Raw genomic sequence first — 23,156 nt, 5'->3', positions numbered from 1 at the left:
CCCTCGGCCAGCTGCGCCGTGCCGCTGTCCGCCGTAAAGGTCACGTTCACACTCTGGCTGCTGCCACTGATGGTGGCGGTCACTGCAGAGATGCCTGCCGTGGTATTCGTCAGGGTGACAATCACGCTGCCGTCAGCCCCGGTCACCCCGGACGCGGCTATCGTCGCACCGTTATCGGCACTGAAGCTTACGCTCTGGCCCGCCAGGACATTACCCTGCGCATCGGTCACCACTGCCTTCACGCTGTTGGTCGCCGACCCGTTGGCCAGCGCGTTATCGGTTTCCACCGTCAGACTGCCCTCGGCCAGCTGCGCCGTCCCGGTATCCGCGGTAAAGGTCACGTTTACATTGCGCTGGTTACCGTTACCCAGACTGGCAGTCACTCCGGCCACGCCCGCCACATGACTGATCAGTGCAACAGTCACATCACCCTGCTCGTCCGTGGTCAGAGTGACGGTGTCCGTACCTCCCGCCACAAAGCGGGCACCGTTATCTACGGTAAAAGTGACGCTCTGATTCGCCAGCAAATTACCGTGATGATCTGTCACGGTGGCTTTCACCCGGTTGGTCACCACACCGTTCGCCGGCGCATTATCTGCCACCACGCTCAGGGCTCCATCGATAATCTGCGCCGTACTGCTGTCCGCAACAAAAGTGACGTTCACACTCTGGCTGCTGCCACTAATTGACGCAGTCACTGCCGAGACACCAGCCATCGTGCTGGTCAGGGTGACGCTCACGCTGCCGTCGTCACCGGTCTCGCCCGTGGCGGCAATGGTCGCGCCATTACCGGCACTGAAGCTCACGGTCTGGCCCGCCAGCGGGTTGCCCTGTGCATCTGTAACAATCGCCTTCACACTGTTGATCGCCGAACCATCCGCTACGGCATAATCATTCACAACGACAAGATCGGTGGCAGTAATCTGCGCCGTACCGGTATCGGCAACAAAAGTCACACGGACACTCTGGCTGCCCCCGTTAATGGACGCATTCACCACAGACTGTCCTGCCGTGGTACTGGTCAGCATCAGGGTCACACTGCCGTCCTCACCGGTGACGCCACTCGCCGCAATGGTGGCGCCATTATCGGCGCTGAAGCTTACGCTCTGGCCCGCCAGGGCATTGCCCTGCGCATCGGTCACCGTCGCCTTCACGCTGTTGGTCGCCGTGCCGTTCGCTACCGCATTATCTGCCACCACCAGCAGATCGCCGGCAATCTGCGCCGTACGCGCATCGGCAATAAATGTCACACTGACAGATTGTGTACTGCCATCCACCACCGCTGTTACCGTGACAACACCCGCACGGGTGCTGGTCAGCGGTATGGTCACTGAGCCATCAGGCCCGGTTATGCCACTGGTAGCAATGACTGCACCATTATCGGCACTGAAGCTGACTTCACGGTCTGCCAGAGGATTGCCCTGTGCATCTATTACCGTCGCTTTCACGCTGTTGGCGGCGACACCATCTGCGGCGGCGTTATCCGTCACCACACTGAAATCAGACACGACAGCCGCTGAAGAGACAAAGGCCACCGGCTTACGCAGTGAAGACAGCACCGAACCATCCACCACTGGCGCCATCCAGGCTTCACCGGCCACATTGCCGGAAACGGTCGCAACATAGACCCCCGCACTGACTTCACGCACACTACTAATCTGCATTCCACTCAGGGAGGATTCATGCTGCTGCATCTCGGTACTCAGCGAGGTCACCGGCAGGTTATTTTCGTCAAACGCACGGAAGGTCATGGTGGCAGTACTGACACCATCGGCCTCAATAATGACAGAGCGCGCACTGGCATCAGCAGTTGGTACGATGTCAAAAGTTGAGTGCTCAGCATGAACAACGGACTGTTCCACAAAGATATGTGTGGAGGCCTGAGGAGACTGATTTCCCGCTTTGTCGTGAGCAACCGCGTTAATCACATAAGTGTTGGCCTCAATACCCCCGGACTTCCAGAGCGGGAGGGTCACCATACACTGAGTATGCGCCGTACAGGCCAGCTCACCGCCTGCGGCACGCAAAGCGCTGTCATCCCATTCAATACGCTCCAGCCCGTGTCGGGTATTTACCACCACATCCAGGGAAAGACGATCACCCTGGTGTCCGCGCAATGCATCCGCCATTTTCAGGGTAAGGGTATTTTTAGCCCGGTATTCCAGGACAATATTGTTGTTACGGTCCACCAGGTTGTAACGGCTGCCCGCCAGGGTTCGCATCTGCCCCACGGCGTCAGTATCAAGCAGTTTGCTGAAAGGTGTATCGAACTGCCAGGTAAAATCCACACCCAGACGGGTGTCATGTTCGCCACCTTCACCCAGGCGGTGATCGGCACTGAATTTCATTAACGGGAATGGTGTATAGTTAAGCCCTGCCGTCAGCGCACGCGGATCCTGCTGGCGGTTATCCCGGCCAAACAGCCCCACTTCCTTACCGTAATACTGTTCATAGACAAGTTTCCCGCCCAGTTGCGGGTAAACTGGCAGATAGCCTTCACTACGGATATCCCAGCCGTTAGCCGGACGGGCTTCATAGTCAGACAGATCGGAAGCCGTTTTCCAGCCGGATAAACGGAAATAGCCGTTTGCCGCCAGTTTCAGGTAATCCCGGCTGTATTCCAGCCCTACCCCCATGCGGGAGTGCTCACCGGAAAAGTCGTAGTCATAGAACGCGTTCACACCGGCCATCCAGTCCGGTGCATAATAGCGATATCCGGCCCCCAGGTTTCCCTGGGTCCGGTCATCAGTCCGGTGCAGGCTGTGCTGTGAGAATATCAGAGCATCAGGTCGCTCATACCACGGAATAAGTAAATCAACAGATGAACCCTTCAGGGAAAACTCTTTATCCACCTGCATCTGAACCCGGGCGGTCCCCACGCGGTTAAGCCATTGTTCTATTTCTGCACTGGCCTTTCCTGTCGCCATCTGTCTGGCCATGCCCGCTGCTGCATCACTGCTCGCGTCGTTCAGAAAGCGCCCCGTCTGAGTTGCCATCTGTGCCGTCCGGGCTTCTGCTTCATTCCCGCCACTGCGTTTTTCATCATTATCCGGGCTACCCAGAGACGGCAGCTCATCTGTTGAAACAGAGACAGTCTGCTGCTGGGGAGGTGTCTCATACCATTTTGCCTGCGCAGCACGGACTGCCGGCGTGAAAGCCAGCATCAGAGGCAGGAAAAACTGCAGAATAATATTAATCCACGCCCAGAAACGAATCTGCCGGGAAAAAGTAATACCCTCCCGAAGATCAGACTGAGTAGCCTGATGAATTTCAGAATGACGGCTATATGGCGACATGTGTTTCATCCTTAATAAATCTTTTACTTAATCCTGAGGACCTTTTGCTTACAGATGCGATTCGTAAGCAAAAAGTATTTCCCCGGCGTTACACCAGAGAAATAAAATGAAACCGACAAAAAAAGAATTAGCTTATAAATGTTATTAATAATTCAGTGAGGAAAGAGCATCTTTCCCGGCCTGCGCATATTTCTCTTTCAGGTCTTCGGTGGTGTTAAAGGTGGAAATCAGCATTTTCCCGTCCCGGGAGGACAGCTGCATCAGGTTATAAATGTTGCCGTCCGCTGAGGGCGTGACCATCTCAAGACGGCTCATCTTTTTACCGTTGACGGTGACTTCTGACAGTGACGGTGAATACGGACTCAGTTGCTGTTTCATGGCGGCAGCGAACTGTGGCACCTGAGATTCTTTCATGGCAGTACCGGTAACACTGAAGGCAATAGAGACTTTGCCGCCTTCACTTTCCACATACCAGGCCTCCTGCGGGCGCTGTGCAGCCGGATATTTCACGTCCAGCATGTCCTGCGGCATTTTCACGAAACCATCCGGCATCACCATGGTGACCTTGCCGTCGAGGACTTTTGTTGCATTCAGCGCCGTATCTGCACTGCTTCCGCTGTCACAGGCAGACAGCAGCAGGGCGGAACTGATAAACAGCGAACTGGCGATTAAGCGGGTTTTCATGGATAACTCCCTGTTGGTAATAAATCCCTTTTTGGGCTGATGGATAACTGCGGTGTGATTAAAATCCGCAGGGTTAAAAAATATTCCGGCAGGCGACGCCTCCTGCGGCATCACATAAGCTCAGTACCTGAGAGAGTCCAGTGTGGCCGTCCCTGCCGGCTGATATGTCCCCTTCAGAGTTTCAGGGGTCGTAAACACCACCATCATCAGCTCATCACTGAAGGCAGAAAGCTGTATAATCTGATAAACCCGGGTTCCGGGCGCATCAGATGAGACGGTTTCCAGCCGGCTGACGGTATGACCGTTCACCTTCTGCGTGGTCAGAACGGGTTTCTGTGCCGCCATCTGGTTTTTCATCATTGCCGCCAGCTCCGGCACATGCCCGTCGGCCAGAGGTTTACCAGGAAACGGGAACAGAAAGGCCAGTGATATGATGTTTTCACCGGTGTCGGTGTACCAGACCTCCTGCGGGCGCGGCTGGGCGGCGGTATAGCGGTCCGCTATCTGCTCTTCCGTCATCCGTGTAAATCCTTCCGGCAACTGAACCGACGCCCTGTCGTTGAGAATACGGGTGTCGCTTTGCGTGGCCACGGTACTTTCCGTTGCCGGCAAAGCAGTCTCAGCCAGCAAATATCCGCTGAAAAAATAAAGAGCACAGGCAGCCAGCATGGCTGTCGGGAAATATGTCATCTTTATCAAAATTCCTTTTTTATAACTGTTCATGGTTCACCGCCCCCCGCTGCAGGCGTATTTAACAGAAGTCCCTTCCCTTCACGCAGACAATCAGCACCGCTCAGTGACTGGGTTATTTTCAACAACATTCATCCCCGACTTCCGGAAGAAAGCAGGTCTCTGCCGCCCGAAAATATTACCGACCTCTGCCGGATGAATTCGGGTTTAACGGATATTTATTACTGACGCTTTAATGTGTTCAGATAAGTTCTTTCATGCCCAGCATATCGCGGCATACCAGAATACCGGCTGAATTACAGTTAATCAGTCCGTACTGCTGAAAAACATTACGTTTTATGTGATAAACCTTTTTTACAGATTGCCCTGCATTTCCGGACAGGGTTGCTGCGGATTTTCCGCTGCTGAGTTGTTCAAATATAGCCAAAGTGCTTTTTGTTACCTCTCCACGTAAAACACAGGCCCGGGATGCCTTCTGGAGAACAGCCGCAAAAGCTTCCATACCGACACTTTTGGGCAGCAACCACGGGAAGAAAGACAGCCGTGACGGAGTAAGCGGAATATCCAGCATCACCATTAAACGACAGCGGGTCATTATCGGTCTTCTGAGCAGTCGGCTGCGCAGATGGACATTATTAACTGCAACAACGACAATATCTCCGGGCTGTGGGTTAAGTACTTTTCTTTCTTCATTAAGGTTATTAAAAAAAGCTCTGACATCCATATTTTTAATAACCTCCCGGATACCCAGGAGAAAAAAACTGTCATCAGAAATAAAATGATAATTCATGGAAAATGAATCTCCTTTCCTCCCGGGAGACAAAAAAATAATGCCAGTCACGGGATAGCAATTAAGTAAACTCCTTTTTCTGGAAACAATTAAATCATTACAGATAATTCTTTGATAATCGTTTAAACCAACCACACACAACAATTTGATAGATTATAACTATCATGAATAAGTTATTGATCGTTGATAACTATGTTAAATATTACTAATCTATTCATGCGATTATGGCGCCCCCTCCCCCGCTAAGAATTTTCCTGCTTGCCCTAAGGTAAAGAAAAACTGAAGAAAAATGACAGTATCCGAAAACAGGGACAAAACTTTACCATGATAACATGGTGAAAGCTCTGTAAAAAAACACAATAACAGGTGATTGTTTTGATAAAATATTCAGGACAGATTTAAATACTTAAGAAAGGACATAACAGCCGTATAAAGGAAAAATCACAGGTCGCGATAAATATTTTTATATGAAGATATGCTTATCTGGGGCGGGGAGCATTTTCAGACGATTAGGGAATATGCACAGAATATTCCCGGGGAAAATCACAAATCGTTTACATATAAACCAATGAAAAAGAAGAAAATATTCACATAAACTGTGAGAGATATCACAATGCACAGCCTGACAGTAGCCCCGACACTCCTGTCACACCGAAGCAATAGATCCATTTTACCGGAGATGATTAAGAAAATAATCCTGGAAATAAGGGAATGGTAGTACCGTAGAGATTCGCGCGGTTTATCCCCGCTTTCGCGGGGAACACGATTTTCCTGCCCCGGGTGTGCCGTGCATGACCGGTTTATCCCCGCTTCCTCGGGGAACACACAGGCGGGAAAGCAGGCTGCGGGCGGACTGCCGGTTTATCCCCGCTTCCGCGGGGAACACTTTCTGGTGATAATTGGCAGGGTTAACGGAATCGGTTTATCCCCGCTTCCGCGGGGAACACCTACAGCTATAGTATCCGGCATAATATTACTCCGGTTTATCCCCGCTTCCGCGGGGAACACACTATCCAGCTGGCCGGAACGGCAATCCATCGCGGTTTATCCCCGCTTCCGCGGGGAACACATTTGGCCATCTTCTAAACTCCTCATCATTCGCGGTTTATCCCCGCTTCCGCGGGGAACACATGAGTCGTGCTCCCGGTATCGGTTATGATTTCGGTTTATCCCCGCTTCCGCGGGGAACACGCTCTACAGACTATTGCAGATATTGACGATGACGGTTTATCCCCGCTTCCGCGGGGAACACTAAAACGACATTTGATTCTGGTTATTTAATCCCGGTTTATCCCCGCTTCCGCGGGGAACACTCCAACTATATCTAACTGAATCTACAAATATTTTCCAGCCCACAAAAAGCTACCGATCCTGGCCACTTTTCAGTAAAAAATAACTTACTGATAATAAAAGAAAAAAATAACCACGATTGCAAAACCAGGGCTTATACCAAAAATCACTTTATATTCAATCTATTATCATAATTTTTTAAACCCTGATTCACGAGGCTGCGATAAACAGTTCGCGCAACTGATGTATCCGGTCACGCAGTTGCGCGGCTTCCTCAAACTCAAGATTCTGCGCATGCTGGAACATCTGTCCTTCCAGCTCGTGGATTTTTTGCTGTAGCGCTTTCGGACTGAGATCGGTTTCCGCCGCACCGCTTTGCGCCGCGACTTTTGTCCTGCCGCGTTTCGATTTGGTCTTCGCCAGACTTTCACCCAACGAAAGAATATCAACCACTTTCTTATTCAGACCCTGCGGTACAATGCCGTTCTCTTCGTTATAGCGCTGCTGCTTTTCGCGCCGCCGCTCGGTTTCGCCAATCGCCTTCGCCATTGATGGGGTGATCTTGTCGGCGTAGAGAATTGCCTTACCGTTAACATTACGGGCCGCGCGTCCGATGGTCTGAATCAGGGAGCGTTCCGAACGCAGGAATCCCTCCTTATCGGCATCCAGAATCGCCACCAGCGAGACTTCCGGCATATCCAGTCCTTCGCGCAGCAGGTTGATCCCCACCAGCACATCAAACTCGCCAAGCCGCAGATCGCGAATAATCTCCATACGCTCCACAGTGTCGATATCCGAATGCAGGTAGCGCACCCGCTCGCCGTGCTCTTCCAGATATTCGGTCAAATCCTCAGCCATCCGTTTGGTCAGCGTCGTCACCAGCACCCGTTCGTTGATCGACGCCCGCAAGCGGATCTCCGACATCAAATCATCCACCTGTGTCGCTACCGGGCGTACCTCAATCACCGGATCAAGCAGCCCGGTCGGACGTACCACCTGATCCACCACGTCGCCGCCGGATTTTTCCAGCTCATAACTTCCTGGCGTGGCAGAGACATAAATAGTCTGCGGTGCCAGCGCTTCGAACTCTTCAAACTTCAGGGGACGGTTATCCAGCGCCGACGGCAGGCGGAAGCCGTATTCCACCAGCGTCTCTTTACGCGCCCGGTCACCGCGGTACATACCGCCAATCTGCGGTATGGTCACGTGAGATTCATCCACCACCAGCAGACCATCGGCGGGCAGGTAGTCAAACAGTGTCGGAGGCGGCTCTCCGGGCCCACGCCCGGACAAGAATCGGGAGTAGTTTTCAATCCCTGAGCAATAACCCAGCTCGTTCATCATCTCAAGATCGAACTGGGTACGCTGGGTAAGACGCTGCTCTTCCAGCAGTTTATCGTTGGCCAGCAGTACCTTACGGCGATCCGCCAGCTCAACTTTAATCTCTTCCATCGCCTGCACGATGCGCTCCCTGGGAGTGACATAGTGCGTTTTCGGGTAGATGGTATAGCGCTGAATCGTCGATTCCACATGGCCGGTGAGCGGATCGAACAGCGACAAACGCTCGACCTCTTCGTCAAACAGTTCCACGCGCAGGGCAATGTCGTCCGATTCCGCCGGGAAGATATCAATCACCTCGCCGCGCACCCGGAATGTTCCACGCTGGAATACCTGATCATTACGGGTGTACTGCAGTTCCGCCAGCCGGCGCACAATGGCGCGCTGATCGATAATCATCCCTTTTGTCAGGTGCAGCATCATTTTCAGATACAGGTCCGGATCCCCCAGACCGTATATCGCTGATACGGAAGCGACTACGACCACATCGCGACGCTCCAGCAGCGCCTTGGTCGCTGAAAGCCGCATCTGTTCGATATGTTCGTTTACCGAGGCGTCTTTCTCAATGAAGGTATCCGAACTGGGGACATAGGCTTCCGGCTGGTAGTAATCATAGTAAGAAACGAAGAACTCCACGGCGTTTTCCGGAAAGAACTCTTTCATCTCGCCATAGAGTTGCGCCGCGAGGGTTTTATTGGGTGCCAGCACCATCGTTGGCCGCTGTAAATCAGCGATTACATTGGCAATGGTAAATGTTTTACCGGAGCCGGTTACCCCCAGCAGCGTCTGGTGGGCTAACCCATCCTCCAGACCTTCTTCCAGTTGGCGGATGGCCTCTGGCTGATCGCCGGAGGGTTTAAAAGCAGAATGTAATACGAATGATTTACTCATGACGTGGCAACCAACCTGATGGAGAAAAGCGCGACCCCGGAGCGATAATTCTACCCGGGATAACAATTTTTGCCACTAATATATACTGGATAAAAAAACAGTGTTATAAAATAATACCGTCAGAAAGTGGCGCTCATCGCCAGGGGTTGCTCGTGCCGCCCGCCCTTTGCCGGAGAATCCACCGGGATAAGTCGGTTATCCCCAAATCTTTTTTGCTATTTAACATTTGTCAAGCAAGCAAAAGAAAGTTTTATGACGTTAAATGACAGGAATATGATAAGGATTGCTTTTATTTATCTGTTTGATTATTAATGATTTTCAGACAAAGCGCGGTTTGACGCCAATTCAGGCGCAGGCCGCGTCCGCTCTCGCTTACCGCACGTTTTCTAACTCTAATACACAAGGTTATCCACAGGAATAGTGGATAACTGCCGCTGGCCCATAACCCACGCTGGCGCCGCAAAAGCCCTGATCTTTGTGTCCTTCGGGACAAAAAAATTTTTTTAGATTTTTTTTGAGTTTCATCATCCATAAATGTGGTGAATCAAGTAGCAGCACCGGGCTTTCTCTGCACCACTATCGGCCAGCGAAAAGCACCAACAAAGTGCGCCGGGGGCGGTCTTCCGCCATACCCACGCGCTGTTTTACGGCATTTTATCTTTTGTGACCCGCCAAAAACGTCCAGCCGGATAACTGGCAAGAGAATTGCAACGCTAAAACCACCCCGACCTGCCGGAAGCAGATAAAAAAGGCGAAGCAGCGCCGTACGCGGAAAAGTGGCTGACATCCTCACCCTGTCTGAAGGAGAACCTCATGTTAAGTCTGCGGGCGGTGAATCAGTTTTATGGCGCACAGCACACGCTGTGGAATGTGGACCTTGAGTTGCAAACCGGAGAGTGCGCCTGTGTACTTGGCGCGCCGGGAATGGGCAAAACAACGCTGATGAAGTGTATTACCGGGCAACTGCCGGTCCAAAGCGGCCATATCCTCTGGCAGGGCGCCAGCGGGCCGCCGGAAGATCTGCGCTCGCTCCCGGTCGGGCGAGGCACGCATCCCGGTATTGGCTATCTTCCCCAGGACTGGCGTCTGTTCTCTCAGCTCAGCGTGGAAGAGAACTTACATATCGCGCTGCTGGCCGTCAGCAATGGCGCTCAGGCCGTCCCGGCCGAGATTTACGATCTGTTCCCGGAACTGTACCCGTTGCGCCAGAAACGCAGCGGAGAACTGCCGGCTGACCTGCAACTGCGCCTGGCGATGGCCAGAGCGCTGGTTGCCCGCCCGGAGTTGTTGATTCTTGATGAACCGACCCTCGGCGCCGGCCAGCGGCTGGTGAACGACATCAGCCAGTTAATCCAGCGTCTCAACCGCGACTTCGGCATCACCATTCTACTGGTTGAACAGCGCCTGTCGTTTATCCGCCGGGTGGCGGACCGCTTTTTTCTGCTACACCGCGGGCGCAATGTTGCCCAGGGTAACATTGCGCAACTGGACGATCGCATGGCGGACTGGCTGATGTTGTAGGCTATAACGCTGAAATAGAGAGCCAGCGGCCATTATCCTGGTTTTCCGGCGCTTCCGGCTGCCAGGGTATTTCACCGAGCAGCGGAGCGTCCAGCATGGACGTCAGGGTCGCCATGTATTGCCGGTGATACGGCCCGCACGGCCGGATATCATTGGCCACCCACCCCGCCAGCCGTAACCCGGCCTGCGCTACCGCGCTGGCCGTCAGCATGGCGTGGTTAATACATCCCAGCTTAACCCCCACCACCAGAATCACCGGTAACTGCTCGGCGACCACCCAGTCAGCAAAGGTGGCGCGTCCGGACAGCGGCGTGAACCAACCGCCCGCTCCTTCCACCTGCAGCCAGTCGGCCCGAGTTTCCAGCTCCCGCAGCCCCGCTGACAGCGCGGCAAACGATATGGGTTGCCCGGACAATTCGCTGACAATATGCGGCGACGTCGGTTCCCGGAAAACGCAGGGATTCACTTGTTCATAACGTAACTCCACGCTGCTGTGGTGCTGTAGCGCCAGCGCATCGCTGTTACGCAGCCCCAGCGGCGTCATTTCACTCCCGGAAGCCACCGGCTTATAGCCCGCGGTCCGGAATCCCGCATCGCGCGCCGCCTGGAGCAGCGCGCAACTGACGACCGTTTTCCCCACTTCGGTATCAGTACCGGTTACAAACCAGCGTTTAATCACAATCCATCACTCCATACAACAAATGGTAACTCAGCAAAAACGCCCCTTCGCGCTGGGGCCAGGCCAGCGACAGCGCGGTAAGCTGGCGTCGGGTCAGCGTGCGCGTCTGCCGTCCCTGGTGCAGATGAGTGGCGCCAATACCTTTCAGGGAACGCATAGCGCTAAGCACATCCGGAAAAACCAGGGTGACGGTCTGCTCATGAAGGGCAACCGGCCAGTCCCGGCAGGCTTCCTGAACCTGTTGAAGAGTCAGAAAGCGGTTGGCGTGCGGCTGAGCATCCACCGCCCGCCAGGCCTGTCTCAACTCCCCCAGCGAATCCGCCAGCAGAGTACTGAACAGAACGCGCCCTCCCGGACGCGTCACCCGGCGCAGTTCTCCCAGCCCGGCGCAAAGATCGCCGCACCACTGCACCGCCAGATTACTCCATACAGTCTCCACGCTGGCGCTTTCCAGCGTCAGGGATTCAATATCACCGCATAAATACTCAGCCGCAGAATCCAGCCTTCGCGCCTCAGCAAGCATTTCGCTGGAGAGATCCAGCGCGATCACCTGCTGGCCGCGCTGCTGCCAGATACGGCTGAACCAGCCGGTACCGCAGCCGGCATCCAGTAGCCGCCCTCGCGGCAGATCGCCGGCAAGCGCCAGTAAGCGTTCGCCGCTAATGCGCTGGAGATCGGCGTACTGTTCATAGGTCGTGGCCGCCCGGCCAAAGGCGGCGGCGATAGCCTGTTTATTGACTTTCGCCATCGCGCAGCGCCTCCAGAAGCTCATCAATATCCGTTTCGCTATGGGCGGCGGTCAGGGTAATCCGCAGGCGCGCGGTCCCGGCCGGTACTGCCGGCGGGCGAATCGCCGTCACCCAGAAGCCTCTGGCGCGCAGTTGCCGGGCAAGCGCCAGCGCGCGGGCGTTATCCCCGACGATCAGCGGTTGAATCGCGGTTTGTGACTCCGCCAGTTGCCAGGGAAGCAGCCCCGCCCCGTGCCGGAAACGGCGGATATTGCGCTGCAGCGCGGCGCGTAACCCCTCAGCGGCGCGGATCTGCGCCAGCGCGGCATGTAGCGCCTGCGCCTGCGCCGCCGGCATCGCGGTGCTGTAAATCAGATGGCGGGCAAACTGAACCAAGTAATCAGCCAGCGACTCGCTGCACAGCACCGCCGCACCGCTGACGCCAAAAGCTTTGCCAAAGGTCACCACCAGAATATCCGGCCGGATCCCGGCGCGATGGCAACTGCCCCGGCCTTCGTCCCCCAGTACGCCTATACCGTGGGCGTCATCCACCATCAACCAGCCGCCGCGATCCCGGGTCAGCGCCGCGATATCCGCCAGCGGCGCCGCATCGCCATCCATACTGAAAATCCCTTCCGTCACCACCAGTTGCTGACCGCCAAGCGGCTTATCCAGCAGCCCGGCCAGCGACGGCAGATCGTTATGGACAAAACGACGCAGCGCCGCCGGGCTGAGACTGGCCGCCTCCAGCAGCGATGCGTGGCTCAAACGGTCGGCGACAATACGATCCTCTTTGTCCAGTAGCGCGCCGATGACCGCCTGATTGGCGGCAAAGCCGGAGATAAACAGCAGCGCCCGCGGATAGCCCAGCCACGCTGCCAGCGCTTCTTCCAGCCGCTGGTGAGCTGGCGTATAGCCGGTGACATGCCCGGAGCCGCCGCTCCCTACCCCATACAGACTGGCCCCCTGCCGCCAGGCCTCTATTACCGCCGGATGGCGGCTGAGCCCAAGATAATCGTTGCTGGCGAAGTTGCAGTAATCGCGCCCCTCAAAGCGAATCCGACAGCCATCGAGCGGCTGCAATGCGCTGCGACAGCGCCAGGCCTGCGCCGCCGCCCGTTCTTCAAGGCGACGGCTAATGCGCTGCTGCCAGCTCACAGCGCCGCCGCGTTGTAATACAAGCCGGTATCGGCATTGAGCAGTTGCTCTGCCAGTCGCTGCTGCTGTTCGTTATCCCCGGCCTCCACCGCGGTCTGCTGTGGATTCAGCCCCAGTTTGCGGAACAATTGCAGATCGTTATCTTCCTCCGGGTTCGGGGTGGTGAGCAGTTTACAGCCGTAGAAAATCGAATTCGCCCCGGCCATAAAACACATCGCCTGCGTCTGCTCATTCATTTGCTCACGTCCCGCGGACAGGCGGACATGGGAGGTCGGCATCATGATGCGCGCCACAGCGATAGTGCGGATAAAATCAAACGGATCCACATCGTCGTTTTCCGCCAGCGGCGTGCCTTTAACTTTCACCAGCATGTTGATTGGCACGCTTTCCGGCGGAGTCGGCAGGTTCGCCAACTGGAGCAGCAGACCAGCGCGATCGGTGACTGTCTCTCCCAGGCCGACAATCCCCCCGGAGCAGACTTTGATACCGGCATCGCGGACCCGATCAAGGGTATCGAGACGCTCCTGGTAGGTGCGGGTGGTAATGATGTTGCCGTAAAACTCCGGCGAGGTGTCCAGATTATGGTTGTAATAATCCAGCCCGGCCTGCGACAGGCGCAGCGCCTGATCATCTGACAGGGTGCCCAGCGTCATACAGGCTTCCAGCCCCAGCGCTTTCACGCCTTTCACCATCTCTTCGAGATAGGGCATGTCGCGTTCGTGGGGATTTTTCCACGCCGCCCCCATGCAAAAACGGGTCGAGCCGGCATCCCGGGCCTTACGGGCCGATATCAGCACCTGTTCCACTTCCATCAGGCGCTCTGATTCCAGCCCGGTTTTGTAGCGCGCGCTCTGCGGGCAGTATTTGCAATCTTCCGGACAGGCGCCGGTTTTAATCGATAACAGGGTGCTGACCTGCACCTGACGCGGGTCAAAATGCTGGCGATGAACCTGCTGCGCCTGATACAGCAGTTCCAGAAACGGTTTCTCAAACAGGGCGGTAACCTGTGACATTGTCCAGCGTGACGGGTGAGCCATGGGCCTCTCCAAAGGGGTGTTAATCATGGTTGTTCGGGTTTATACTTGTAAACCTAAATCTTTTTAAAATAGTTTACAAGTCACTCTATGACCCCTTCAGATCTGGATTTTGACGCGCGACATATCTGGCATCCCTACACTTCGATGACCCAGCCGCTGCCGGTTTACCCGGTGGCGAGCGCCTCAGGCTGCGAGCTGCAACTGGAAAACGGCGCAACCCTGGTAGACGGGATGTCTTCCTGGTGGGCGGCGATCCACGGCTATAATCACCCGCAGTTGAATGCCGCAATGAAGCAGCAGATCGACCGTATGTCGCACGTGATGTTTGGCGGCATCACCCACCAGCCGGCCATCGATCTGTGCCGCCGTCTGGTCGCAATGACGCCGGCGCCGCTGGAATGCGTTTTCCTTGCCGATTCCGGTTCCGTGGCCGTTGAAGTGGCGATGAAGATGGCACTTCAGTACTGGCACGCCCGGGGGGAGACCCGCCAGCGCTTTCTGACCCTCCGGCACGGCTACCACGGCGACACTTTTGGCGCGATGTCGGTATGCTGTCCGGATAACTCCATGCACAGCCTGTGGAAAGGCTATCTGGCGGAAAACCTGTTCGCTCCGGCGCCGCAAGTGGGGTTTAACGATGACTGGGACGAACGCGATATCGTACCGTTCGCGCGGCTGTTCGCCGCTCATCGTCACGACATCGCCGCGGTGATCCTTGAGCCCATCGTCCAGGGCGCCGGAGGAATGCGCATCTACCATCCGGAGTGGCTGCGCCGTATCCGCCGTATGTGCGATCGGGAAGGCATTCTGCTGATTGCGGATGAAATCGCCACCGGTTTTGGCCGCACCGGCAAGCTATTCGCCTGCGAACACGCCGGTATCAGCGCCGATATTCTGTGCCTCGGCAAAGCGCTGACCGGCGGCGCCATGACGCTGTCCGCCGCACTCACAACCCGCCAGGTCGCGGAAACCATCAGCGACGGCGCGGCCGGTTGTTTTATGCATGGCCCGACATTTATGGGCAATCCGCTGGCCTGCGCGGCGGCTAATGCCAGTCTGTCCCTGCTGGAAAGCGGCGCCTGGCAAAGCCAGGTTCAGGGGATTGAAAACCAGCTCGAACAGGCGCTGCGGCCCCTTACGGGTATGGCGGAAGTGGCGGATGTGCGGGTGTTGGGCGCCATCGGCGTGGTGGAGACCCGGCGACGGGTGAATATGGCCGCTCTGCAACAATTCTTTGTCGAACGCGGCGTGTGGATCCGCCCGTTTGGCCGGCTAATCTACCTGATGCCGCCATATCTGATTACATCATCACAACTGGAAAAACTCACCGATGCGCTGGCCGCTGCGTTACAGCGCCCGGAATTATTTCTCGACGCCTGATCGCAACTCAGGATGAAGGGAACAGCGTACCGCTGGCCTGTACTGGCGCCCGGAGATGTATCGGCACTTTTGCGCAGGCGTCATGACGCTAATCAGCCAGAACCTGCGCGCCAGCGGCACAGCCATTGGCTTTAATAAGGTCCATTTCCACCCCCGGCAGCGTCTCGCTGACCGTCCTGTTCAGCTAAAACGGGTCATTTTGCCGCCGATTACGTAAATCGGCTTCCCGTTTCGCTCAACTTAGTATAAAAAGTCAAGTTTCTGAGTATGGTATCAGGAACACCTGATGGTAACGCGCGTTTCCCGACGCCAGACCCCGGTACCGCCTCGCCCCTTTTCTGTCATTAACTCGTGAAGCAAGGAGCATCCCTTGAACACTTTTTCGGTTTCTCGTCTGGCCATGGCGTTGACGCTGGGCATGGCGCTGAGCGCCTGTAGTTCCGTGCCGCCGGAAGAACGTCCGTCTGAACAGGTCGCGCCGGGGAGCGATGCTCGTCCGGTACTGACAGCTGATGAAGCGCAGAATTTCGTCGCGGCGAACTACTTCTCCGCGGTAACCCCGGATATGGGGCCCTGGAGGCCGTCGTCCATTGCCATTCCGCAACAGGCTGATTTTGTTGTCGGACCGCCAGGGACGCCGGGAGTGACACACACCACCATTCAGGCCGCGGTGGATGCCGCCATTCAGAAACACACCAGCCAGCGCATGTATATTGCTATCCTGCCCGGCGAGTATAACGGTACCGTCTACATTCCCGCCGCTTCCGGCAGTCTGACGCTGTACGGTACCGGCCAGAGCGCCACCGACGTGCGTATCGGGATTGCGCTGGATTCCGAAGTGGATGCCGCAAGCTGGCGCCACGCGGTAAACCCGTCGGGTAAATACATGCCCGGCAAACCGGCCTGGTACATGTATGACAACTGCCAGAACCGCCAGACCGCAACCATCGGCATGATGTGTTCCGCCGCCTTCTGGTCCCAGAATAACGGCCTGCAGTTGCAGAATATGACCATTGAGAACAGCCTCGGCGATAGCGTCGACGCCGGTAACCACCAGGCGGTGGCCCTGCGCAGCGACGGCGACCAGGTACAGCTCAATAACGTCAACATTCTCGGCCGTCAGAACACCTTTCTGGTGACCAACAGCGACATCCAGAACCGTATTCTCAAAGATCGCCAGACCCGTACTCTGGTGACCAACAGCTACATTGAAGGGGATGTCGATATGGTCGCCGGACGCGGCGCAGTGGTGTTTGACAACACCGATTTCCGGGTCGTCAATTCCCGCACTCAGCAGGAAGGTTACGTGTTTGCGCCCGCGACCCAGGCGAACGTCAGCTATGGCTTCCTGGCCGTGAACAGCCGCTTCAGCGCCGCCGGCGACGGCGTAGCGCAACTGGGCCGCGCCTGGGATATCGGCGATGCCAACGGTCAGGTAGTGATTCGCGATAGCGTGATCAACGAAGGCTTTAACATTGCCCATCCCTGGGGGACGGCAAAAGACAGTCAGCGTCCGTTTGCCGGTAACATTGAGCCGCAGCGCCAGTTGAACGACAGCCGCTATAACCGGATGTGGGAATACAATAACCGCGGTCTCGGCACCCCGCAGTAACTCTGCCCTGATAAGCAAAAACCCCGCAGCGCTGCGGGGTCAGGCTACTGACAAAGGAGGAAAAAGCGTGGTTTTTCCTCCTTTGTGGTTATCAGTCGAAAATCAATAAATGGATTTTCCTTGTTTTTTATCGAGTGATATCGGCAAATTCGCCAGTGAGATAACGTTTGTCATCGATCTCCCCCCGCACTGCTGCGGGGTTTTATTTTTCAGAATCGGCGAAACGAAAACCGCGCCGGCATGTATCCGCCGGCTGACGCACGATTACCAGGCGTTGATGGTCACCCACATTGGCCCCTGGCCAACGGCATAGCGCCCCCGCTCTTCCAGCAGCCCCTGCTCGCCGTGAATTTCATATACCGCGATGTGATGCGACTTCTGCCCGGCGGCAATCAGGTATCGGCCATGGTGATCAATGTTAAAACCGCGCGGCTGGGCTTCCGTCGGCTGGTAGCCCTCCACCGCCAGCACACTGCCATCTTCTGACACGCTGAAGATGGTAATGATGCTCGCCGTCCGATCGCAGGCGTACAAATGGCGCCCGTCCGGGGTCATGTGAATATCCGCCGCCCAGCGCGTATCGGAGAAATCAGTAGGCATCATGTCCAGCGTCTGTACGCACTCAATCTCGCCATGGGGATCTTTCAGCTCCCAGACGTCCACACTACTGTTGAGTTCATTGACGCAGTAGGCGTACTGGCGGTTGGGATGGAACGCCATATGGCGTGGTCCGGCGCCCGCCACGGTGGTGACCTGGGCCGGCGACAGCGCCTGCAGATTGCCATCTTCGCTGAGATTAAACAGACAGATACGATCCTGCTTCAGCGCCGGCACCCACAGCGTGCGATTATCCGGAGCCATATTCGCAGAGTGGCAACCTTCCAGTCCGTCCACCACGCAGACCACCTCGTCCGGAAGACCGTCGCGCAGCGGCGTCACACTGACCAGTCCGGCGTTGTAAGAGGCGCAAAACAGGAAGCTGCCGCTGCGATCGGTAGAGATATGGGTCGGACTGCCCGGCAGCGCCGCCTCCCCGGCCTCGGTCAGCATCCCGTCGTCCGGCGCGATACGGTAAGCAATCACCCGGAACTCCGGGCGCACGCCAACATACAGATACTGCTTATCCGGGCTGACGACCATCGGCTGTACCTGGCCTGCCACATCCACCACCTGCAACAACGTTAATTTACCCTGCTCCTCAAGACGCCAGACGTGAATTTGCTGACTTTCCGGGCTGGCGGTGTAAACGGTTTGTTTCATTACGACTCCTTTGCTGGGGCTGATTCAGGTCTGCCACAAGGGTAGCGCGTTTTCTCCCGTAACGCCGATCTTCCGGAGGACATTTTGCGCCCCCGGCAAGGCGGTGTACCATTTGCGCAGACCTTACGATTCATAAAACAGGAATTTCTGATGCGCTATCGTGTAATTGCTCTCGATCTGGACGGCACCCTGCTGACGCCGCAAAAAACTATTCTGCCGGAATCCCTCACGGCCCTGAAACAGGCGCGCGCCGCCGGCTGCCAGGTGCTGATTGTCACCGGTCGCCATCATGTGGCGATACACCCTTTTTATCAGGCCCTTGAGCTGGATACACCCGCTATTTGCTGTAATGGCACCTATCTGTACGATTACCAGGCGAAGAAAGTTCTTAAATCCGACCCGATGCGTCCCGAACAGGCGACCCGGGTGATCGATTTGCTGGAGGAGTACCATATTCCCGGCCTGATGTATGTCGACGACGCCATGATTTACCAGCACCCAACCGGCCATGTGGTGCGTACCGAAAAATGGGCGCAGAGCCTCCCGGAAGCGCAGCGTCCGGTATTCCGCCAGGTCCCGTCGCTGCGCGACGCCGCTCATCAGGTCGACGCCATCTGGAAATTCGCCCTGACCGATGAAAATCTTGACCACCTGCGCGATTTCACGCGCCAGGTGGAACAACAACTGGGCCTGGAGTGCGAATGGTCATGGCACGATCAGGTGGACGTCGCCCAACAGGGTAACAGCAAGGGTAAACGTCTGGCCGAATGGGCGGCGTCTCAGGGCATCGCCATGGAGGAGATCATCGCTTTTGGCGATAACTTTAACGATCTGAGCATGCTTGAAAACGTCGGACTGGGCATCGCCATGGGCAACGCCGATGAAGCCATCCGGGCGCGCGCCGACCTGGTGATCGGCAGCAACCTGGAGCCCGGCATTGCCGCCGCGCTGTATCAGCACGTGTTGTAATCTCCCGGCGCAGGCTCAAAACATCAATTTGCGCCTGCGCATCGGTATCAGGAGGTAATTGAGACGCTCTTGATTTGCGCATACAGCCACAGGCCTGGCTTAATCGCCAGTTCGTCCCGCGCCCAGGGGCTGATACGCGCCCAAAGGGTGTGGCCGGCAATCGCCATCTTCACTTCCACCTGCCCCTGCTCCTCATAGCACTCCACCACCTGGGCTTTCAGCACATTGCGGATACTGCTGTGTACCGGCGGCTGTAAGGCCAGCGACACATCCGCCGCCTGAATACGAATGCGCAGCGCGGCGCGCGGCGCGGCATCCAGCCGGTTGACCCACAGATGCTGGTCCCCGAGCGCCAGGGCGGTCATCGCATAGTGCGGATGTTGCTCCAGCACGGTCACTTTCAGCACGCTGCTCTGCTGCTCGCGCGGTAGCCAGGGATGCATGACATCGCTGCTCCATACCGTATCAAGAGAGCCAAACGCCCTGACTTCGCCGTCGTCGAGAACCAGCACGTTATCAGCCAGATGGAGAATTTCTTCCAGCGAATGGCTGACATAGAGCACCGGGATATTGATCTCCCGCGCCAGACGTTGCAGATACGGCAGCAGCTCGCGCTTGCGCGGCACATCCAGCGACGCCAGCGGCTCGTCAAGCAGCAACAGTTCCGGAGCGGTCAGCAGCGCCCGGCCAATCGCCACCCGCTGCTTTTCACCGCCGGACAGCCCCCACGGCAGACGATCTAACAGATGACCAATCCCGAGCAGTTCGACCATCTTGTCGAATTGCTCATTCATACTTTTCGCCATCCCGTATTTCAGGTTGCCGATCACCCGATAATGGGGAAACAGGCGCGCCTCCTGAAAAACATAACCGACGCGACGCTTTTCCGGTGGCAGAAAAATACGCTTTTCGCTATCGCCCAGCACCCGGCCATTAAGGGCGATACGTCCGCGTTGGGGACGGGTTAGCCCGCTGATGGCATTAATCAGCGAAGTTTTACCGGCGCCGGAAACCCCGAATACCGCCGTGATCCCCTGCCCCGGCAGGTTTTCATTTATTGTGAGGGTGTGATCGCCAAGCGTCTGGCTAAAATTCAGTTCCAGCATGACTTAGCCTCCCATCCGTTTGCGGCTCTGACGCGCCAGCCACTCGGAAATCAGAAGTGAAACCAGCGCCAGCCCAATCGAAATCAGACATAAACGCGCCGCCGCGCTTTCGCCGCCGGGCGTCTGGATCAGGGTATACATGGCGGAAGGAATGGTGCGGGTTTCCCCAGGAATATTCGAAACAAAGGTGATCGTCGCGCCAAATTCGCCCAGCGAACGGGCAAAAGCCAGCACGGTGCCGACAATAATGCCCGGCAAGGTCAGCGGTAGCGTAATGGTCCAGAAGACCCGCCATTTACCGGCGCCGAGGGTGCGCGCCGCCTGTTCAAGACGCATATCCACCGCTTCCAGCGCCAGGCGAATCGCCCGCACCATCAGCGGGAATGACATCACCGCCGCGGCCAGCACCGCGCCGCGCCAGCTGAACGCAAAGCTGATGCCAAACCAGTCGTACAGCCAACCGCCGACCACGCCATGCCGCCCCATCACCACCAGCAACAGATAGCCAACCACCACCGGCGGCAATACCAGCGGTAAATGGATAATGCTATCCAGCAGAGCCTTACCCGGGAACTGGCAACGCACCAGCACCCAGGCAATAAGGATCCCCAAAGGTAGGCTGAACAACACCGCCAGGGAAGAGACTCTCAGGCTCAGCAGTACCGCCTGCCATTCAGGATCTGACAGAAACATTAGCGTGAACTAAATCCGTATTGTTTAAACACTGCCGCGGCCTGCGGCCCCTTCAGGTAGTCATAGAACGCGGCTACCGTGGCATTCTCATGACCTTTGACAATCGCCAGGAGATATTCCACCTTCTTATGCGAGTCTTCCGGGAAAGTACCGACGACTTTCACCCCTTTACTAGCGACGGCGTCAGAACCATAAACAATCCCCAGCGGCGCCTCTCTACGCTCGACCAGCGCCAGCGCGCCGCGCACGTCTTCCGCCGGCGCCAGCTTCGGCGACAGTGTATCCCAGGCGCCCAGCTTCTGTAGCGCTTCTTTAGCATAGATACCCGCCGGGACGTGGTCAGGATCGCCCACCGCCAGACGGCCGCCATTGAGTAGCGAAGCCCAGTCGGTTTTATCATTGATAGCGATTTCCCCCTGAGCGCTGGCCTGTGGCGCCACAACCACCAGACTATTGCCCAGCAGCGTGATGCGGGTATCGGTCTTGATAGTCTCTTTCTCTACCGCGTAATCCATCCATTTCTGATCGGCAGAAATAAACAGATCCGCTGGCGCGCCGGCTTCAATCTGACGCGCCAGCGTTGATGAAGAGGCAAATGAAGACACCACCTCGACATTTTTTTCTTTCTTATACTGCGTCGCAATATCCTGCAGCGCATTGGTCAGAGACGCCGCCGCAAAGACGGTAATCTTTCCCCGATCGGCAAACGCCTGCCCTGCAATGCCTGCTACCAGCGTGGCGCCAAGCGCCAGACGAACCCAGGATTTGGTCATCAATATCTCCCTTTCCCACTCGTTATGTAGGCGTAAATATAACGATAGTTGCAAGGATTTAAAAGCGATCGTCGGCACACAAGATCAAAGCTTTAGCAAAATAACGCAAAAGAGGTAGAGACTCGCGGAGGGAAGAAAAGAAAACGCCCGGTAAAACCGGGCGCCTGTAAAATCAATGCTGTTGTCTGGTGGTGTCGCGGTGTCCAATCTTCGACAGGACATTAAATACTTCCCCAAGGCCATAGATCAGGCCGAGGATAATCGCCATCACTACCGGCACCATGATTGCCGCAAATACCAGACTTTTCAATAATTCTAACATGGTTGCCTCCCGCAAAATGAGATGCTTATTCTAACTATCTCGCCAGAAAACGCACGCGCCTTTTGTGCGCATGGTAGAATCGCGCTTTTCCGCAAGCAGGATTCAGGTTATGCAGGCTGAAATTTTACTGACACTTAAACTCCAGCAGCGGCTGTTCGCCGACCCGCGCCGAATATCGCTCCTTAAACAGATAGAACATACTGGCTCAATTAGCCAGGGCGCTAAACTGGCCGGTATCAGCTACAAAAGCGCCTGGGATGCCATCAATGAAATGAACCAGCTTGCCGACGAAACCCTGGTGGATCGCGCTACCGGCGGTAAAGGCGGCGGCGGCGCGGTACTGACTGTTTATGGTCAACGCCTGCTGCAGCTTTATGACCTGCTGGCGCAGATTCAGCAGAAGGCCTTTGATGTCCTGCGCGACGATACCCTGCCCCTCGATAGCCTGCTGGCCGCCATTTCGCGTTTCTCACTGCAAACCAGCGCCCGTAACCAGTTGTTTGGTACTGTCATGGCGCGCGAGCACCACCACGTCCAACAGCACGTCGACATCCTGCTGGCCGACGGCACTACCCGGATACGCGCGGCGATTACCGAACGCAGCGGCGAACGGCTGAGCCTTAACGAGGGTAAAGAAGTGCTGGTACTGATCAAAGCGCCCTGGGTACAGATTACCCGCGACGCCAGCCTGGCCAGTGAAGCGGATAACCGACTGGAAGGCCAGATCGCCAGTATTGAAACCGCCAACGATCGTAGCGAAGTACTGGTGACCCTGTGCGATGGCCAGACCCTGTGCGCCACGCTGCCCGCCTCCCGGGTAAAGCAGGAAAATTTAGTGCCGGGGGCCGGGGTTACGGCATTTTTTAACGCCGACCGGGTGATCATCGCCACGCTGTGCTGAAAACGCCGCGCCGGTTGACAAGCCGCCGGCGAACACGT

19 protein-coding genes and 1 CRISPR repeat array are annotated in these 23,156 nt (G+C 56.2%); of the genes, 5 read left to right on the top strand and 14 right to left on the bottom strand.

Annotated features, from left to right (window positions below; genetic code table 11):
- The 5 genes from AQ981_RS20590 to uvrB form a co-directional block, all read right to left on the bottom strand.
- Positions 1-3,296 (bottom strand): Ig-like domain-containing protein (locus AQ981_RS20590; protein WP_058913631.1); only part of this gene is annotated, 3,296 nt, incomplete at its 3' end.
- 144 nt (positions 3,297-3,440) lie between these two features.
- The gene (locus tag AQ981_RS20585; protein ID WP_154675963.1) at positions 3,441-3,980 is read right to left on the bottom strand and encodes a hypothetical protein; all 540 of its coding nucleotides are present in this window, start codon (positions 3,978-3,980) and stop codon (positions 3,441-3,443) included.
- 120 nt (positions 3,981-4,100) lie between these two features.
- A complete protein-coding gene (locus tag AQ981_RS20580) occupies positions 4,101-4,670 on the bottom strand; it encodes a hypothetical protein (RefSeq protein WP_154675962.1) in 570 nt (189 codons plus the stop codon).
- 241 nt (positions 4,671-4,911) lie between these two features.
- Entirely contained in the window at positions 4,912-5,460 is a 549-nt protein-coding gene (locus AQ981_RS20575; RefSeq protein ID WP_058913628.1) for a hypothetical protein, read from the bottom strand.
- A gap of 735 nt (positions 5,461-6,195) precedes the next feature.
- Positions 6,196-6,773: direct repeats of the CRISPR family, unit length 29 nt; unit sequence CGGTTTATCCCCGCTTCCGCGGGGAACAC.
- 187 nt (positions 6,774-6,960) lie between these two features.
- Positions 6,961-8,979 carry an excinuclease ABC subunit UvrB gene (gene uvrB, locus AQ981_RS20570; protein ID WP_058913627.1) on the bottom strand — a complete coding sequence of 673 codons (2,019 nt, stop codon included), beginning with the start codon at positions 8,977-8,979 and terminating at the stop codon, positions 6,961-6,963.
- Between the two features lie 813 nt (positions 8,980-9,792).
- On the opposite strand from uvrB, the gene AQ981_RS20565 reads away from it, so the two are divergent.
- Complete coding sequence (locus AQ981_RS20565) at positions 9,793-10,500, top strand: ABC transporter ATP-binding protein (RefSeq protein ID WP_058913626.1); 708 nt, start codon at positions 9,793-9,795, stop codon at positions 10,498-10,500.
- Position 10,501: 1 nt separating this feature from the next.
- Here the strand turns inward: AQ981_RS20565 and bioD are convergent, their stop codons facing one another.
- From bioD to bioB, 4 genes are read right to left on the bottom strand one after another with little or no spacing between them, the layout of a single operon-like run.
- The gene (gene bioD, locus AQ981_RS20560) at positions 10,502-11,179 is read right to left on the bottom strand and encodes a dethiobiotin synthase (RefSeq protein WP_058913625.1); all 678 of its coding nucleotides are present in this window, start codon (positions 11,177-11,179) and stop codon (positions 10,502-10,504) included.
- Positions 11,172-11,927 (bottom strand): malonyl-ACP O-methyltransferase BioC, encoded by a 756-nt coding sequence (bioC, locus tag AQ981_RS20555; RefSeq protein WP_058913624.1) that lies wholly within the window; start codon positions 11,925-11,927, stop codon positions 11,172-11,174. Before bioC ends, bioD begins: the two co-directional genes overlap by 8 nt.
- A complete protein-coding gene (bioF, locus tag AQ981_RS20550; protein WP_058913623.1) occupies positions 11,911-13,065 on the bottom strand; it encodes an 8-amino-7-oxononanoate synthase in 1,155 nt (384 codons plus the stop codon). Before bioF ends, bioC begins: the two co-directional genes overlap by 17 nt.
- The gene (gene bioB, locus AQ981_RS20545) at positions 13,062-14,102 is read right to left on the bottom strand and encodes a biotin synthase BioB (protein WP_058913622.1); all 1,041 of its coding nucleotides are present in this window, start codon (positions 14,100-14,102) and stop codon (positions 13,062-13,064) included. Before bioB ends, bioF begins: the two co-directional genes overlap by 4 nt.
- A gap of 87 nt (positions 14,103-14,189) precedes the next feature.
- Between bioB and bioA the strand changes: the two genes are divergently transcribed.
- Both bioA and AQ981_RS20535 read left to right on the top strand, forming a co-directional pair.
- Positions 14,190-15,482: an adenosylmethionine--8-amino-7-oxononanoate transaminase gene (bioA, locus tag AQ981_RS20540; protein ID WP_058913621.1), complete on the top strand. Its 1,293-nt coding sequence runs from the start codon at positions 14,190-14,192 to the stop codon at positions 15,480-15,482.
- Between the two features lie 370 nt (positions 15,483-15,852).
- Positions 15,853-17,094: a putative acyl-CoA thioester hydrolase gene (locus tag AQ981_RS20535; RefSeq protein WP_058913620.1), complete on the top strand. Its 1,242-nt coding sequence runs from the start codon at positions 15,853-15,855 to the stop codon at positions 17,092-17,094.
- Between the two features lie 264 nt (positions 17,095-17,358).
- Here AQ981_RS20535 and pgl read toward each other — a convergent pair whose 3' ends face one another.
- Positions 17,359-18,354: a 6-phosphogluconolactonase gene (pgl, locus tag AQ981_RS20530; protein ID WP_058913619.1), complete on the bottom strand. Its 996-nt coding sequence runs from the start codon at positions 18,352-18,354 to the stop codon at positions 17,359-17,361.
- 150 nt (positions 18,355-18,504) lie between these two features.
- Between pgl and AQ981_RS20525 the strand changes: the two genes are divergently transcribed.
- Positions 18,505-19,323: a pyridoxal phosphatase gene (locus tag AQ981_RS20525; protein ID WP_058913618.1), complete on the top strand. Its 819-nt coding sequence runs from the start codon at positions 18,505-18,507 to the stop codon at positions 19,321-19,323.
- Between the two features lie 47 nt (positions 19,324-19,370).
- On the opposite strand, the gene modC is transcribed toward AQ981_RS20525, so the two are convergent.
- From modC to AQ981_RS26355, 4 genes are all read right to left on the bottom strand, one after another.
- Complete coding sequence (gene modC, locus AQ981_RS20520; protein WP_058913617.1) at positions 19,371-20,429, bottom strand: molybdenum ABC transporter ATP-binding protein ModC; 1,059 nt, start codon at positions 20,427-20,429, stop codon at positions 19,371-19,373.
- Between the two features lie 3 nt (positions 20,430-20,432).
- Entirely contained in the window at positions 20,433-21,122 is a 690-nt protein-coding gene (gene modB, locus AQ981_RS20515) for a molybdate ABC transporter permease subunit (protein ID WP_058913616.1), read from the bottom strand.
- Positions 21,122-21,895 carry a molybdate ABC transporter substrate-binding protein gene (gene modA / locus AQ981_RS20510; protein WP_058913615.1) on the bottom strand — a complete coding sequence of 258 codons (774 nt, stop codon included), beginning with the start codon at positions 21,893-21,895 and terminating at the stop codon, positions 21,122-21,124. Before modA ends, modB begins: the two co-directional genes overlap by 1 nt.
- A gap of 172 nt (positions 21,896-22,067) precedes the next feature.
- On the bottom strand, positions 22,068-22,217 hold the full coding sequence (locus AQ981_RS26355) for an AcrZ family multidrug efflux pump-associated protein (protein WP_071608968.1): 150 nt from the start codon (positions 22,215-22,217) through the stop codon (positions 22,068-22,070).
- Positions 22,218-22,326: 109 nt separating this feature from the next.
- Here AQ981_RS26355 and modE point away from each other — a divergent pair, with 109 nt between their 5' ends.
- Complete coding sequence (gene modE, locus AQ981_RS20505; RefSeq protein WP_058913614.1) at positions 22,327-23,118, top strand: molybdenum-dependent transcriptional regulator; 792 nt, start codon at positions 22,327-22,329, stop codon at positions 23,116-23,118.
- Positions 23,119-23,156: the final 38 nt, after the last annotated feature.

The sequence above is a fragment of the Entomohabitans teleogrylli genome, from assembly GCF_001484765.1.
Taxonomy (GTDB): domain Bacteria; phylum Pseudomonadota; class Gammaproteobacteria; order Enterobacterales; family Enterobacteriaceae; genus Entomohabitans; species Entomohabitans teleogrylli.
This window is presented reverse-complemented; position numbering and strand designations above follow the sequence as displayed.

What these genes read in the sequence shown, in the direction of transcription:
- AQ981_RS20575 (WP_058913628.1), bottom strand. Translation starts at nt 5,460, where the DNA reads ATGAATTATCATTTTATTTCTGATGACAGTTTTTTTCTCCTGGGTATC.
- AQ981_RS26355 (WP_071608968.1), bottom strand. Translation starts at nt 22,217, where the DNA reads ATGTTAGAATTATTGAAAAGTCTGGTATTTGCGGCAATCATGGTGCCG.
- pgl (WP_058913619.1), bottom strand. Translation starts at nt 18,354, where the DNA reads ATGAAACAAACCGTTTACACCGCCAGCCCGGAAAGTCAGCAAATTCAC.
- AQ981_RS20525 (WP_058913618.1), top strand. Translation starts at nt 18,505, where the DNA reads ATGCGCTATCGTGTAATTGCTCTCGATCTGGACGGCACCCTGCTGACG.
- AQ981_RS20580 (WP_154675962.1), bottom strand. Translation starts at nt 4,670, where the DNA reads ATGACATATTTCCCGACAGCCATGCTGGCTGCCTGTGCTCTTTATTTT.
- bioA (WP_058913621.1), top strand. Translation starts at nt 14,190, where the DNA reads ATGACCCCTTCAGATCTGGATTTTGACGCGCGACATATCTGGCATCCC.
- bioB (WP_058913622.1), bottom strand. Translation starts at nt 14,102, where the DNA reads ATGGCTCACCCGTCACGCTGGACAATGTCACAGGTTACCGCCCTGTTT.
- modC (WP_058913617.1), bottom strand. Translation starts at nt 20,429, where the DNA reads ATGCTGGAACTGAATTTTAGCCAGACGCTTGGCGATCACACCCTCACA.
- modA (WP_058913615.1), bottom strand. Translation starts at nt 21,895, where the DNA reads ATGACCAAATCCTGGGTTCGTCTGGCGCTTGGCGCCACGCTGGTAGCA.
- bioC (WP_058913624.1), bottom strand. Translation starts at nt 11,927, where the DNA reads ATGGCGAAAGTCAATAAACAGGCTATCGCCGCCGCCTTTGGCCGGGCG.
- AQ981_RS20585 (WP_154675963.1), bottom strand. Translation starts at nt 3,980, where the DNA reads ATGAAAACCCGCTTAATCGCCAGTTCGCTGTTTATCAGTTCCGCCCTG.
- modE (WP_058913614.1), top strand. Translation starts at nt 22,327, where the DNA reads ATGCAGGCTGAAATTTTACTGACACTTAAACTCCAGCAGCGGCTGTTC.
- modB (WP_058913616.1), bottom strand. Translation starts at nt 21,122, where the DNA reads ATGTTTCTGTCAGATCCTGAATGGCAGGCGGTACTGCTGAGCCTGAGA.
- uvrB (WP_058913627.1), bottom strand. Translation starts at nt 8,979, where the DNA reads ATGAGTAAATCATTCGTATTACATTCTGCTTTTAAACCCTCCGGCGAT.
- AQ981_RS20565 (WP_058913626.1), top strand. Translation starts at nt 9,793, where the DNA reads ATGTTAAGTCTGCGGGCGGTGAATCAGTTTTATGGCGCACAGCACACG.